Origin of the sequence: Estrella lausannensis, assembly GCF_900000175.1 — a bacterium.
Classification (GTDB): domain Bacteria; phylum Chlamydiota; class Chlamydiia; order Chlamydiales; family Criblamydiaceae; genus Estrella; species Estrella lausannensis.
The window spans coordinates 23,253-38,338 of record NZ_CWGJ01000006.1; the positions used below are offsets into that span (position 1 = coordinate 23,253).

A 15,086-nucleotide genomic window follows, 5' to 3' on the forward strand; every position below is an offset into this window, starting at 1 on the left:
GCTCGCTTTTAATTACCGGCAAAAGTGAGTAGTTCGTTGGAGGTGATGTAGACCTCCCTTCCGGTTCTTCTGTCTAAGTGATCAAGCGCTTCAAACATGAGATCCAAGTCTCCAAGTTCGACACCTTGCTGTTTGACGAGCCGCATGAAGTGGTGCATGTAGGCGACTCCCCACTTCTTGGCCATCTGCTTGGCTTCGTTAAGCGGCAGAGCGTTCGCCACATCTTGCGGCAAGCTGGTTAACGCGTCGACGATGAGGCCGAACTGCTTGAGCGTTTGAGCGGGAATCCTTTCTTTGGCCATTTCAGGCAGGTCATCGCTTCCCGGTTTGAACTTCTTGTTGAACTGCGCTGCGCAAAGCTCAATGCCGTGCATCGCAAAATCGTAGCCATACCCCGTTGTTGCATAAGGGCTGAAGCTCTCCAGCTTCAGGAACAGAACCTGCACCGGCGGCTGGCTGTTTCCTATGAGAAACTGAGGGGAGTCTACCTTTCCAAAAAGAATGTGCCTCTTATGTGTGGGAAGAAGGCCATTTAAGATATCGATTCCCTGGTGAGCTGAAGAGGCCATCACCACTTTTGCCACCCCGTTCCATTTAGGGCTTCTGCCGATAAAGTGGCTGGAAGGCCTATCTCCGACAGCCTTGGCATTCATAAGGAAACTGTAGAGAAGGTCGCCCTCGTCTTCGATTACGAAAGCCCCCTCTTCGTGCCCCTGTCCCTTTTTCAGTGCAATGTGCATCAAAAACCAGGTGAGAGCCGTGATCGCCTGTTCGGCGCCCTCTTGATACTCTTCAGGGGAGGTGATATCACCTGTCAGGATGTTCTTGAGGAGAATCTGTCCTTCTAAAATCAGCTTTCTTGCTTCCTCAAGGGAGGGTTGCCCCTCAAAACAGGTGACGTAGGCATCGAGTCTTTTGCGCGCTTCCTCCGTAGTGAATTGAGCGCTAGATTTTGGGGCGCACACTGACTCGGAGAGGTCAAAGCTGACCTCGCCCCGAAGCTTCATCGACCTGCACAGATCGACAATCTCTAAAAAGGTGTCGCCGGCATTCTCCATTTTCATTTTGAATCCATCGATTGTGCAGGCAAGTTTTTGAAAGAGATCGGCATTTTCACTGCCATATCTTCTTAAAAGATCCTGCTCGATCCCTTCGAGTCCATCCAAAAGAGTCAAGTTCAGCTGCATGCAGTCCTTCAAGAGGACCAAGTTATTTAACGCCGGCTCGTCGCTGGTAACTTGAGCTGCCCGCTCTGTCTCGCGCATCTGGCAGTCAAGTGTCCAGCCGATGGCCTGGATCAGTCGGTCGAGCTCATCTTGCGGCTCGCCCCAGGTACGCACCCATTCAGCAGGGACTATCTTCGTTTCATACACTTCCAGCAACGTGAGGTTGCAGTCTGCTTGAAGAAGCGGCTTAAGGCCTTCGGCGAAGCCGCAGATCACATTGCAGTTGCGCAAGAAGGTCTCTTTCCAGTTGAAGTTATTGGCGCTGATTTCTTTTTCCTCAATATGCTCGACTGCTGTCGGAAACTTGCTGATGCAGCGGCGGAAGACCTTGTCTAGCATCAAAGACTCTTTGATAATGAGGCGGTTGATCTTTTTGATGCGCAGGCTGAGGTCTGTTTCCTCGGTAACTTTTTTAGCTAAAGTGTTTTGCCAATTGTGAAAACCGATGCGCGACTTGCTCATGCAGATGAAGGCCTCTTTTGCCGCCAGCATCAGACCCTGCCTTAAGTCCTCTCCGTCTTTGTGCTCCAGCAGCAAGATGTATTGATCAAGAGCCCGGGTGAAGACTCCCTCGGCCTTTAAGATCTCTCCCTTATAGTGCGTAGTGACCGCTCTGAAAGAGTTTTCGGAGTAGGCATCCGATACATAGGCGTAGACGCCAATGCCGATGTCAACCGTCTTTTGAATGGGATTGTCTTTATAGCCGGTCGCGTAGCGCATAAAAGATCTGCCTGTCGTGGTCGGCTGCAGGTTCTCGCCGGGCTTCAGCTCGGCGACAAAGAGAAAATTATCTCGGATGGCATCTAGTTCCTGAATTGTGATTTTAGCTTGTAAGATAATATTATTTGAATCTAGAACGTTCATTATGTTTCTCTTTTTAGTTATTATTCTTCAGTGATGATATTTGATTTTACGTTATTTGTGAATAATTAGTTTTTGCGAATTATTTTTATTTAGTTATGTTTAAATTTGTTTTTTATTCTATTTAAAACGATGTTGTTGGTTAGTTAATAATTTCTGTTTTTTAAGGGTTTTAGTGAGATGGATTCATGGAGTAAAAATCCCCTTTTTATCCATAAATTGGCAACTCCCATTCTTGGGCAGGAGATTGGAGAATTTGCCGCAAGATAGGTAGATAAGGCGTTTTTGACAGGTGTCAAATACGGGGGAATCGCCACTCGCGGTAGATGATCACTATGAATGTGAGCAGTGTCAATGGCATGAGAAACCAAAGGGCGACAAAACTCAGGAGCGGAAGGGAGTGATGCGCTTTCGCAGATAAAATCAGGTAGCTGATATAGGCCACGTAGTAGATCAAAAAGATAATGCCCTCCCAGCGCGATATTCTGTGCCCGGTAAAGAAAATGGGCAGGCAGGATATGCTGCAAGCGATTGCCACCGGCAAGTCAAAAAGCAGTGCGGATTCGGCAACCGCGATTCCTTGAGGGGAGATCACCCCGGAGACTCCGATGATTCCTAAAATGTTAAAAATGCAGCTCCCGATGATGTTGCCAATCCCGATTTCGCCCTGGCCGCGGATGCTTGCCAGCAGGGAGGTAACCAGCTCAGGTAGCGATGTTCCAAACGCGACAATCGTCAGGCCGATCATAAGCTCGCTGACTCCCAAGTCCCGCGCCAGCGCTACAGCACCGTTCGTCATCCATTCGGCGCCGAGCAGGCAGAACAGAAGTCCGGCGGAAAAATACCCCAACTGTTTTGAAACTTCCACAGGCAGGCGGATTTTTTTGCTGGAGTAGCGCATCAGCTCCTCATCTCTCGGCTCTCTTTCACTCCATCCTCGTACAATGACAAAAAGGATGTAGCAAAGGCAGCAAATGACCAAAAACAGGGAGTTCAATCTTGTGATCACTCCATTGAGGGATAGCGCTAAAACCAGGATGTGCGCCCCGACCATGATCGGTACCTCTGTCCACACCACCTCTCTTGTCACGATGAGCGGTTTGATAATGGCCGCTATCCCCAGGATAAGGAGTATGTTGCATATATTGCTGCCGAGGCAGTTGCCGATCACTAAATCCGGATGGTTGGTTAAGGAGGCTTTGATGCTGATCGCAAGCTCCGGGGAGCTTGTGCCAATCGCAACGATTGTCAGTCCGATGATCAATGGCGGCACCCCCAAAAGGGCTGCCAGACGAGAGGCTGCCCTTACCAGAAGTTCGGCGCCGCCGATCAAAGCGATCAGTCCCAGTAAAAGGGTCATATGCTCATGCCCTTTCCTTAATGAGCTCCTGGACACCGATGATGAACAGGCCCGTCAACACTAAGTTAAGCGCCAGAGATAACACGGCTACTATCAAAGCGGTACCACCGAGCCCATATCCCATGGAAGCGACGAGGACCCCCGCCCCGACTTCACCACGGGGGAACATGCTTATCGACAACGCCAGTCTTTCCTTCAACGGCGCCTCGTCTCGATAGCAAAACATGGGGAACATTTTACCAAGATTTGATACCAGAGTAATTAACAGCACATGAATCAGGAGAGTGTTCCAAGACATTCCATCTGTATTGATCACAGGCATCGACAGGCCGACGAAGACCATAAATGTTCCGGTGATAATTCCAGCCACCCGTTGTTCTTCCGATTCATGAGAGTGGCCCTCTTCATGACCACCCGGTTCATCCGAGTGCGCCTCCGATCGTTTCATCATGCAGCCGAGGACAAAGGCCGGCAGAAGAACTTCCAGGTGGATAGGCATCACATCTTCAAAAATCGAGGTTGTGTAATAGACAAGCTCGCATACACCGGCGATGACCCCAGCGTAAAGCAGTACCCAGGGATAACTTGTCGGCCATTCCAGTTTGTGCATGTAGCGCCAGGCAAGGAAAAGCAGCACTACAATCACCACCAAGTTGACCATAAGCTCCCATCGCATTCCCACCATCAGCATTTTCAGCGGTATCATCAGAAGAATGGTGTCTAAGTCGTCAAAGATGGCTAAAACCCGTGCCTTGCGAAATACCCATGTGGCGGAAAGTCCTGCCGCTGCCAGCATGGAGAATAAGACGCCGGCAGAGGTGGGCGATGAAAAACGGGCGAGGACGAGAGCGTCTTTCCAGGAGTCGGTATTGAGTACCCACACGAAGTAGGCTGCGCAAAAAATCCAGGGGAAGGCGGCTGCCGTTCCGGCAACCAGGTAATCCCATGCGTACTGTCTTGGATTGTTCTTGTCGATATCGAATTCGTTACCGACATGAATCATGATGAATGACAGACACCAAAGGGTGATCAGGTCTATAACGTCTTTTCCTTTGCCACCAAGAACCTGAGAGCCTATCAGTCCCAAGATCAGCAATACGGAATAGATCAGCACTTTTTTCATAAAATCTCCTAAAACAGCGATGCACCAAGCAAAGAACCCAAAACGTAAGCTTGGAGACTTTTTGCCAGTGAGTAGCGATTTTCTTCAGATTAGTGATTAAAGGAATTATTTAAAACAAAAGCGGGAGGTTTTCTCTTTGGCGAAAGCTCCCATGAGGTAGTTTTGGGATCAACAGGAGGGATCTAGTTTGATGTGATCTGCTCTTTGTCGAAGGAGCGTGGGCCGCCGCAGTTTCGTCGTCGTTTGGTTCATGACGCCAAGACACTGCCGAACCGAAGCGATCTAGAGATTTTTCAAAATTTTAACTTCCAGATCTTCAATGGAAGGTTTGCTGCCTACCAACAGCCTTCTTGACTCTATTATTTCGCGCCCTTTGGTTTTCTCGGCAAGCAACGAGACGTTGTCGAGTTTGAGGTGTGTATACCCCTTTTTGGCGGCGTGCAGGCGGATGCGGCTTAGGTGGTAGAGGGTTTTCACTGGACGGGGCTGAGGGCCAAACCGGTCGCGCAGCTCGCTCCAAAGAGCCTCCAGCGCCTCAAAATGTTCCGCTTCCCCGATCCTTTGGTAGATCTCCATGCGCAGCGAAGAGGTGTCTACATAGCTTTCCGGGATAAACGCTTCGTAGGGCAGATCGATTTTGGTTTCGACAAGGAGCGGCACCTTTTCACCTTGCAGCGCCCTGATTGTCCTCTTGAGCAGTTTGCAGTAAAAGTGGAATCCGATGCTGGCGACATGTCCCGACTGCTCGGTTCCCAAAATATCGCCCGCTCCGCGGATTTCCAAGTCGCGCATGGCAAGTTTCATCCCCCCGCCAAAGCCCACCGATTCGGCGAGAGCCGTCAACCTTTTGCGGGTCAGTTCAGGCAACGACTGGATGCGGTTCACCAAAAAGTAGGCATAGGCACGTCTGTTCCAGCGTCCAACCCGTCCCCTTAGCTGGTAGAGTTCCGCCAGGCCAAAGCGATCCGCGCGGTCGATTAAAATGGTGTTGGCGTTCGGGATGTCGATGCCGCTTTCTATAATCGAGGTGGCCACTAAGATATCGATCTTACCGCTTTTGAAGGCGTGGAACATCGTATCGATTTCGTCCGAGTGCATCTGTCCGTGGACGGAAGCGATGCGCGCTTTAGGCAGCAGCTTCTGCAGGCGTATCTCCATATCGGGCAGGGTCTCGACACGGTTGTGGATAAAGAACGCCTGACCATCCCTGGCAAGTTCCCTCATCAGTGCCGTTTTGATCACCTGATCAGCAGGCTCCGTGATCGCCGTTTTGATCGGCAGGCGATCTTGCGGGGGAGTGTTGATGACGGACATGTCCCGGGCACCCGAAAGGGAGAGGTATAGAGTCCTTGGAATAGGAGTTGCCGAAAGGGTCAGGCAGTCGACTCCCACCTTGATACGCTTTAAGTGCTCTTTAGCCTTCACGCCGAAGCGCTGTTCTTCATCGATGATGACAAGGCCTAAGTCTTTAAAGAGGATATCGCCGCTGACGATGCGGTGGGTTCCGATCAGAATGTCGACGCTGCCGTCGAACACTCCTTCGATCGTCCTTTTTTGCTCCTTCGGAGTCTGAAATCGGGAGAGGATTCCTATGCGCACAGGGAAGTTCCTCATCCTTTCGACGAAGTTTTCGTAGTGCTGCATGGCAAGCACGGTCGTGGGAACGAGCATGGCGACTTGCTTGCCGCCGTCGACCACAGCCTTAAAGGAGGCGCGCATCGCCACTTCCGTTTTTCCGTAGCCGACATCCCCGCAGATCAGACGGTCCATCGCCTTTTTGGAACGCATGTCCTCTTTCACTCTTGCAATCGCATCCAGCTGGTCTTCGGTCTCTTCATAGGGAAACTCCTCTTCGAAGGCCTGCATGTCGGCGCTGTCTTCGTTAAAGCTGAAGCCACCCTTGAATTCCCGTTTGGCATAGAGTTCAAGCAGGTCTTTGGCATAACCGACAATGGCTTTTTCCGTCTTCTCCCTTGTCTTGGCCCACCTGGTTCCCCCAATCTCGTGCAGCTTCGGAATATCGTCCGTAGCGCCGATATATTTGGTGACAAGGTGCATCTGGTGCATCGGCACAAAAAGGCGTGAATTGTCGGCATATTCGATCAGCAGATGCTCTTTTTCGTGGCCGTGCACATCCTTTTGCTTCTCCTGGCCTAGGTATCGTCCGATGCCGTGCTGCAAGTGGACGACAAGTTCGCCCTTGGCTAGGTCGAAGAATTCGGAGGGGGTGAAGTGGTAGGTGCTGCGCATCTTCTGACGACGGATGCGGTGGCGGTGCGTGATCTCTGTCGTCGGAATCACCAAGAAAGCAGGGTCGTGAACGCCAAAACCCGAAGAGAGGTAGCCAAGGGAAACATCGGTTTCCTCAGGCAGGGAGATGGCCCCGTCGGCCAGGCGCTTGGCAAGTGTGCTTTTATCGGATTCGCTGGTGTTGAGCAAAAACAGCGCGCTCTCTTGGGGAAGCCTGCCAAGAGAGAGTAGGATTTCTTCACCCTGAAGGCCCTCGCCGACCTCTTCATCGGCCAGGAAAGCATCGATTCTCTTGAAAGGGTGGTTGAAGCGCGTCGCCTTAAAGGAACGCTGGAACATTTCGAAGGAAATCGAGTGAAGTGAGGAGTCGGCGTAATAACCGGAGCGTTTTGTCCCCGAAGCTTTCACTTCGGTTAGCTCTTCGAGCTCTCCCTTTGTCAGGAAAAGGCATGATAGCCGTTCTACGGCAGTGAAGAGCTCTTCGATGGTGGAGAAAGAGGGGGGCGGCGTTTCCAGCATCGCGGCAAGAGAGCTCAAACGGTCTTCGATGGCCAGAAGGTCGTCCAACACAACTAGTGTTTCTTTGCCCAGATAATCAAAGAGAGTGCCCTGGTATTGAACTTTTTCGAGCAGTTCCATCTCCCGGGCAGGTGTGATGGATATCTTGCTCACCTTTTCAACGGATTTTTGGCCGATGGGATCGAAACGTCTCAGGGACTCGATGTCATCGCCGAAAAATTCGATGCGGTAGGGATCAGGGTAGGAGACGGGAAATATGTCGATGATGCATCCGCGAACGGCGAACTCGCCCTTGTCGCTGGCAACAGCTTTCCTTTCGTATCCCATTTCAATCAGCTTATCGATCAAATCCTGGAAGGGATAAGTCGCCCTCTCTTCAAGCGAGATCGTCAGCTTATCGAACACAGGTTTTTGCACGATCTTTTGCAGGAGGGCCTGAGGACTTGTCAGAATGATGAGCGGTTCTTTCAAATCTTTGATTTTTTCAAGGACGGAGTAGCGGGCGCCAACGATGTCGGGGCTGGGCGGGATATTTTCGTTGGGGAGCGTCTCCCAGGCAGGAAACTCCAAAATCGGGCGAGGACTGAAAAATTCAAGATCCTGAAAAAGAGACCCCAGATCCTGGGTTTCGCCGGAAATGATCAGGAGGTGCTTTCCTGTCATCTTCTCGGCAAGATGGAGAAAAAGGGCTTTCGGTGCATTGAAAAGCCCCTCCATCAGGAGGTGTTCCTTTCTTGCGAGGGCTGAAAGAGCTTCTTTCAAACCCTCGTTTCGTAAAGCAAATTCGGTGATCTTAGAGGCAGCGTCCGTCATGCTTTCTCAAGAATACCCGCCACTTCATTCAAAGCTTCGACGATTTTAGACGCATCCTTTCCACCGCAGGTGGCAAGCTGTTCCCTGCCGCCGCCGCTGCCGCCGACAATCGGTGCGATTTTTTGGATGATATCCGAGGCTTTGATTCCCTTTTTAACAATATCATCGCTCACTTTAGCGATGAGCTGGCATTTTCCCTCGCCCGCATCCACACCGAGAACGACCACGCCGCTTCTCATTTTTTCGAGGAGCGCGTCGGCAAAGGGACGGAGGTCGGCAGAGGTTACCGGAGCTTTTTCTGCCACGAAGGCGATGCCTTTGACGGTCTCGGCTTTGGCGGCAAAATCTTTTGCGGCAAGGTCCAGCTTCTCTCTTTTCAGTTCCTTGAGCTCCTTGGAAAGGCCGGCATTCTCTTCGAGAAGGCCCAGCACTCGTGTCAGAAGTTTTTGAGGTTGCGACTTTAGCTTTTCGGCAACTGTTTCCAGAAGGTCTTCACTCTCTCTTCCAAAGTTCTCGGCAGCAGAACCGGTAACGGCTTCGATTCTGCGGATGCCGCTTGCGATACTGCTCTCTTTGCTGATGCGGAAAGCGCCTATGTTACCCGATCTCGAGGTGTGGGTGCCTCCGCAAAGTTCTTTCGAGAAATCGATATCGATGACGCGCACTTCAGCGTCATATTTGTCGCCGAAAAACTGCTTGATGTCCCCGCGTTTTTGAACAGCCTCATAGGAGAGCTCATATGATTTAACGGGGTTGTTTTCCCGGATTTTGTCGTTGACTAAGTCCTCGATTGTTCGGATCTCTTCTTTGGTAAGAGCCTTGTGATGGGTGAAGTCAAACCTCAACCGTTCATCGTCTACGACAGAGCCGGCTTGCTTGATATGCTTGCCAAGCACATTTTCAAGGGCCCAGTGGAGAAGGTGGGTCGCGGTGTGGTTGTTTTGGATTTTAACCCTTCTTCCGGCATCGACGGAGGCTGTCACCTCCATACCGATTGAGACAGTTCCCGACTGGAGTTTTCCTAAATGGCTGATGACCCCTTTGTAAGGCGCTTTGCAGTCCGTTACCTGGAAGCTTAAGCTTTCTGAGGCGATGGAACCTCTGTCACCTACCTGTCCTCCCATCTCAGCGTAGAAGGGGGTTTTATCCAGGATGATTTCTCCTTCCTCTTCTGGGGAGAGGGAGGGGACAAAGGATCCGTCTTTAAAGATGCCGATCACTTTTGCCGGGGATGTGAGCTCCTGATAGCCTGTAAATTGGGTTGGACCCTTTTCATGAAGGAACTTTTCAAAGGGGTTTTCACCCGCTATCTGCTGGTGGGTTTTCTTTTGCCCGCGTGAGCGCTCTTTGGCTTCCTCTTCGAGCTCTTCAAAGCGCAGAGAGTCGACCTGAAGATTTTGGTCCTTGGCAAGCAGCAAAATCTCATCGAACGGCAGACCATAGGTGTCTTTTAGCTTGAAGGCGTCTTCGCCGGAGATGGTTTTTGTACTCTCGGACGCTCTTTCGATGACCTCTTTTAAAATCGATCCACCGCGACGCAATGTTCTGAAGAAGGATTCTTCTTCCACCGTCAGGATTTCGGCGATGCGTCCGGCGTTGGCCTGAAGCTCGGGATAGTCCTGCCCCATCTCCTCGACCAAAGCAGGAAGCACGGAAGCTAAAAAGGGTTTTTCAAAACCGAGCATTTTTCCGTAGCGGACAGCGCGTCTTAGCACTTTCCTGAGTACATAACCTCGATCGGTATTTCCCGGCGCCACGCCATCGGCGATGGCAAATGCCAGACAGCGCATATGGTCGGAGATGACTCGGAACGCTGGCGCCAGCGTGTGGTCTTCCTCTTTGTAGCGGACCCCCGAAACCTCTTCCGTTTTTCGGATGAGCGCCCTTAAAACATCTGTTTCAAAGACGCTGTCGACGCCCTGCTTGAGGAGCGCCACCCTCTCCAAGCCAGAACCTGTATCGACGGAGGGTTTGGGCAGATTTTCAAGGGTTTTGGCGTCAAGGCGGTTGTACTGCATAAAGACTAAGTTCCAAAACTCTAAAAAGCGCTCGCCGCTCGCGTCTTCGTAGGGATTGCTCGCTGTCGAATAGCTGCTGCCTCTGTCATAGAGAAGCTCAGAGCATGGACCGCAAGGGCCGGTGTCGCCCATGGCCCAGAAGTTGTCTTTCTCCCCAAGCCTTACGATGCGTTTTTCGGGGACGTAGCGTTTCCAGATCTCGAAGGCCTCATCATCTTTTTCAAAGACGGAGGGCCAGATACGGTCTCCGTCAAACTCAAAGACCTTAAGAGCCACTTCCCAGGCAAATTTGATGGCCTCTTCCTTGAAATAGTCCCCAAAAGAGAAGTTGCCCAGCATCTCAAAAAAGGTTAAGTGGCGCCGAGTATGGCCGACGTTGTCCAGATCGTTATGTTTGCCGCCCACGCGGATGCATTTTTGGCTGGAGCAGGCCCTGACATAGCTGCGCTTGCTTTTTCCCAAAAAAACATCTTTAAATTGATTCATCCCGGCGTTTGTGAAGAGGAGTGTGGGGTCATCATGAGGCAGCACGGGGGAAGAGGGGACGATGGTGTGCCCGTTTGTTTGGAAATAGGTGAGATAATTTTTTCTGATGACAGCAGATTTCATAATCGTGATTTTCCTTGAAAAGAACCTTAAGTGAAAGACTAGTGCTCCAGAAAGCCCAAAAGGAGAGGGTGCTTACTGAATGTGTCTTAAAAATTTGGCTTTAGCAAAGCCAAAATCCGAAACAGTGAGACACTTTCGCTATAACGCCTGTTTTCCGGGTATTTTAGCTGATGGAGCAATTATACCGAAACAACTTGAAATTTTCCATTGGGATAGCGTGCTCCGGTAAACAGGGATCGATTTTCCGCTCTTAATAGATTTTTTTGGAAGGTTTTTCCTGAAAATGTATTTGGCTGACTCTCTTTTTTAATTTATAGATGCTCAATGAGATAGCCTCGACCCTCATCAAAGGGGGATCGATCATGTCCAGAACTTGCATGCACCTTGCGGGGTGGGTGAAAGATAATGCCTCGGCTACTTCGGCGAGCAATGGGAATTTCAACGAGTCGGGCAGCGTTGCCGCGGCCTCGATTGCCCGCTCGGCACTCTCTATCCCTTTCATGGGATCTTTTAAAATATAGACTTTAGTAATCAAAATTTCAAATTTAGCGCGCCATTGTCTTTGAATCGTCTTGGCCAAGGCTTCTGCCTCGATGATTAGCGCTTTTCCCTTTACCTGATCGATTAACCGGCTAAGCTTGATAAACGCTCTTGCTTTTTGGAAATCGCTGAGAAAAGTTTGGGCTGCAGCGACCGTTCTCTCAAGAATGTCACCACCTTCCTTTTTCCCCAAAAGTGCAGCTGTTTTTGCAATATTGATAACCAAGGTATCGGTGATAAGTTTCTTGTGTTCAAACACAAGGTCAAGGGAGGATTGCAAACACGTTTGGGCAATTGCAGGGTGCAATGACGCAACCTCCATTGCCATGTCGACCAATCCCACGATTTTGGCGCCCGGCAGGCATTGGTTGGTTGCTTTCACCGCTTGTTTGAGGAGAGCTACGCTTTTGTCAGGTTCTTGCTCAGCGGCGATCACTGCTATCATAGTCAGAAGCCTGGTGCGGGTCTGGTTGCTTTTGAGAGCGGTGATTTCATTCTGGAAGCTGAAAGCAAGCTCTATTGCGTCTTTTGGGAAAAGACTTGCCAACTTTTTGACGAGCGGCAAAAGAGCCATGAGGTGGCCGGCGCTTCTTTTTTTCTCTCTGAGCACGGTAAAGACATGAGTCTTAAGCATCAGGGCTGCCTCGGGATAAAATGGAAGGCAGGGGATAATCAGGGACGTTTTTGCGTGCAGGCTGCGGATGGAGTCGTCTGTAGTCTGACAAGCCATCAGCCCTTGCTGCACCATGACGCATCTTCTTTCTGTTGTGAGGCCCTCGTGCGAGGAGAGCAGCCAAGCAAGGGCGCTGACTTTTTCGACGGAATTTTCCATTTGTAGTGCCACGCGTTCAGCAGAGAGGCGATCTATCTGGGCAAGGGCTTTGATACATTTCAGCTCTACCGCCAAGTTGCTGCACTCAGTGGGGTCACGAGGCTCTGCATGTTTTGATGTTTTGCGATCCAAATAGCAGGAATTGAGTTTTTTATAAAATGAGGTGAGGTTCTTTAGGGCGGTGTTTTCCTTAAATATCTGGTGGAAGGTTGTACAGGTTAGCATCAGGCTTTGGCTGTTGCATATGACTTGAAAAAAAATCAGTGTGAGAAGTTCTTTCGGGAGCTCTGTCAAAGGGGGGGGAGATAAAGCAGCGACCGAAGTGGAAACAGGATGACGGCTGACTGAGAAAGGTGACATAAAAATCTAATCTTCAAGCATTAAAGCGATTTATACTAAAAGCGTCTGCCAATGTGGAATTTCAGCACATCTGGAGACGCTTTCTTTAAGAGACGGTTAACGGATCGGCCTCTTGTGGATTTGGGGATGAATATCAGCTCTCGCATCTCGACCCCTAAAAAAGGATCTAAAAGCCGGCAAAACAACCTCAAAAATCGAAAAAAACCGAATCCATTAACAGTCTCCAGGGGAACTTTCTACAGGGTTTTTACGATGAATGGGGCGATTATAGCATTTTTTAATATCAAACGTCTTTAAACAAAAAATAATATATCGATAAATAATTGATTAAGTCGTTGTTTAATAGTATTTTAAGTTTGGTTTCGCTCCCTTTCGATCACAGGAGCAAGATATCGTCTTGCTGATCAGAAGAGGCTATGTCATAATAAAAACGGGGGTGATTCATATGGACTTAACAGAAAAAACGGTGGCGGATTTGGAGTGCGCTTTGGAAAAACAGATCCGCTCGCTCAGAGGGTTGCTCAGCAGCTTAACAGAGGAAGAAGAGGGGTTACGGGATGGCAATGAGGAGCGCGTTGAGGAAATATTGGAAAGACGACTTTCCCTTTTTGAACTCTTTGAAGAGGCAGAAGAGGAAGCGCGTCCGTTAATCGAGCAGTATACCATCGATTTGAAAATTCCAAATGTCCAGTTTCAATCCATCAAGTTGGAAGAACTCCTTTACCTTAAAGAGGCCCTGTCTTATGAAGATGTTCGCCTAATGGCTTTGGTCGACCAGCTCATTACGCTGGTGGAGAAAATCCATGAGAAGAGCCATTCCCTTTTGGTCTTCGATTACTGCGCATTCAAAAAAGAGAACTATTTCCTGCGCCAGCAGCAGACTCAGCCCAAAAAACCCAAGACACAGGTGGGTCTCATCGAGTCGAGACGTTCCTATACAGATTGATCCGACTTCTTTTTTCCATTCAGGCAAGTTTTTGAGACTGTTGCCGGATTTGGGGATCATTGTGCCTATTTTTGGGGGGGCCATATCACAGCCCCCGCATGTTGACCAATGATGAATCAAAAGTTGGCGAAAACTCGAAGAAATCCGAACCCGTTAACAATCTCTTACCGAACGTGTTTCAAAATATTTGGATGGTGCTTCCGGTATAAACCCCAAATTCGACGCACGTACGGTACCGGTCAAAAGCTCTAGGGTTGAATTATTTGAATGGAGTTTGTAAGAATGCCCTTCTTTGTGTAACACCTATGCATAGTTTAACCAACGGGGCTTTGACACTGCCCAACCCCTCAAAATCAAGAAGTTTTAGCACTTGATTTGATGGATAGAAGAGATAGGAGCATTTTTCAATGGACGCCGCCACCTTTTTACTGCAGCTGGTACTCATTCTCTTCTCCGCCAGAGTCGTCGGGGAGATTGCCGCTTTCTACAAAGTGCCCTCCGTCATCGGCGAACTCATCGCCGGAATCATCATCGGTCCGAGCCTTTTAGGGATCGTCACATTGAGCGAACCGCTACAGCTTCTCGCCGAAATAGGAGTCATCCTGCTTCTTTTTGAGGTAGGTCTGGAGACAGATGTCGGCAGGCTTGCTTCCAGCGGACTGCAGGCGATGGTTGTGGCGATCGGAGGAGTGGCAGTACCCTTCGGTTTGGCCTTCTTGCTTAGCTATTATCTATTTCACTTCTCCCTCATCGCCTCTCTTTTTATCGGCTGTACGCTGACTGCCACCAGCATCGGAATCACGCTGCGGGTGCTTGCCGATTTAAAGAAACAAAACAGTAAAGAGGCGCAGGTGATTATCGGAGCGGCTGTTTTGGACGATATCATCGGCATCGTCTTACTTGCGATGCTCTATGAATTTACCACCAGCGGCGATGTGAACATCTGGAATGCCGGAAGGGTACTGATCTTCATTGTCGTCTTCTTCCTTCTCTCGCCGATTGCAGCGAAAGCTATCGGACAGACGATAAAAAAATGGGACGAACTCAGTGAAATTCCCGGTCTTTTGCCCACCACGATTGTTTCACTCATCCTCCTCTTCGCCTGGATCGCCCATGAACTTGGCGCTCCGGAGCTTTTAGGAGGTTTTGCTGCTGGGCTTGCCCTTTCGCGTCGTTTCTTTTTCCCCTTTGCCGCCTTCCTTCACGAAACACCTCACTTCAGCCATCGTGTCGAAGAGCAGATGCGGCCGATCGTGCACCTTTTCTCGCCTATCTTTTTCGTCTCCATCGGGTTATCGCTGAACTTAAAAGAAGTTGCCTGGGATTCCGCGAACGTCTGGGTGTTGACCAGCGCGTTACTGATTGCAGGGGTCGTTGGAAAGATGGCAGCAGGCTTCTTTCTTAGGGGAGAAAACACCTTTTCCAAGCTGGTTATCGGGACGGCGATGGTGCCTAGGGGAGAGGTCGGCCTCATTTTTGCCAACGTGGGACTCAGTTCCGGGGTTTTGCATGATGAGACATACGCCTCGATCATCTTAGTGATTACCATCACAACCCTTTTAGCGCCCTTCGGTCTGAGGGCACTCTACAGCAGGGAACACTCTTCGTCGAATGTTCCCAGCCCGTGAC

General features: G+C 50.0%; 8 protein-coding genes. 2 read left to right on the forward strand and 6 right to left on the reverse strand.

Annotation, left to right across the window (positions count from 1 at the left end; translation table 11 throughout):
* Window positions 1–8: 8 nt before the first annotated feature.
* The 6 genes from ELAC_RS01785 to ELAC_RS01810 all read right to left on the reverse strand — a co-directional run bounded on the left by ELAC_RS01785 (window position 9) and on the right by ELAC_RS01810 (window position 12,511).
* A complete protein-coding gene (locus ELAC_RS01785) occupies window positions 9–2,090 on the reverse strand; it encodes a hypothetical protein (RefSeq protein WP_098037572.1) in 2,082 nt (693 codons plus the stop codon).
* Window positions 2,091–2,382: 292 nt separating this feature from the next.
* Entirely contained in the window at window positions 2,383–3,447 is a 1,065-nt protein-coding gene (locus tag ELAC_RS01790) for a calcium/sodium antiporter (RefSeq protein WP_098037573.1), read from the reverse strand.
* A gap of 4 nt (window positions 3,448–3,451) precedes the next feature.
* Window positions 3,452–4,570: a sodium:proton antiporter gene (locus ELAC_RS01795; protein WP_098037574.1), complete on the reverse strand. Its 1,119-nt coding sequence runs from the start codon at window positions 4,568–4,570 to the stop codon at window positions 3,452–3,454.
* Window positions 4,571–4,852: 282 nt separating this feature from the next.
* The gene (gene mfd / locus ELAC_RS01800) at window positions 4,853–8,152 is read right to left on the reverse strand and encodes a transcription-repair coupling factor (RefSeq protein ID WP_098037575.1); all 3,300 of its coding nucleotides are present in this window, start codon (window positions 8,150–8,152) and stop codon (window positions 4,853–4,855) included.
* Window positions 8,149–10,779 (reverse strand): alanine--tRNA ligase, encoded by a 2,631-nt coding sequence (gene alaS / locus ELAC_RS01805; protein ID WP_098037576.1) that lies wholly within the window; start codon window positions 10,777–10,779, stop codon window positions 8,149–8,151. Before alaS ends, mfd begins: the two co-directional genes overlap by 4 nt.
* A 250-nt stretch (window positions 10,780–11,029) precedes the next feature.
* Window positions 11,030–12,511, reverse strand: a complete 1,482-nt coding sequence (locus tag ELAC_RS01810) for a hypothetical protein (protein WP_098037577.1) — start codon at window positions 12,509–12,511, stop codon at window positions 11,030–11,032.
* 445 nt (window positions 12,512–12,956) lie between these two features.
* Here ELAC_RS01810 and ELAC_RS01820 point away from each other — a divergent pair, with 445 nt between their 5' ends.
* Entirely contained in the window at window positions 12,957–13,457 is a 501-nt protein-coding gene (locus ELAC_RS01820; RefSeq protein ID WP_143406410.1) for a hypothetical protein, read from the forward strand.
* A 407-nt stretch (window positions 13,458–13,864) separates the two neighbouring features.
* Window positions 13,865–15,085, forward strand: coding sequence for a cation:proton antiporter (locus tag ELAC_RS01825; protein WP_098037580.1), 1,221 nt, complete (start codon window positions 13,865–13,867; stop codon window positions 15,083–15,085).
* The last annotated feature ends 1 nt before the right edge of the window (window position 15,086 follow it).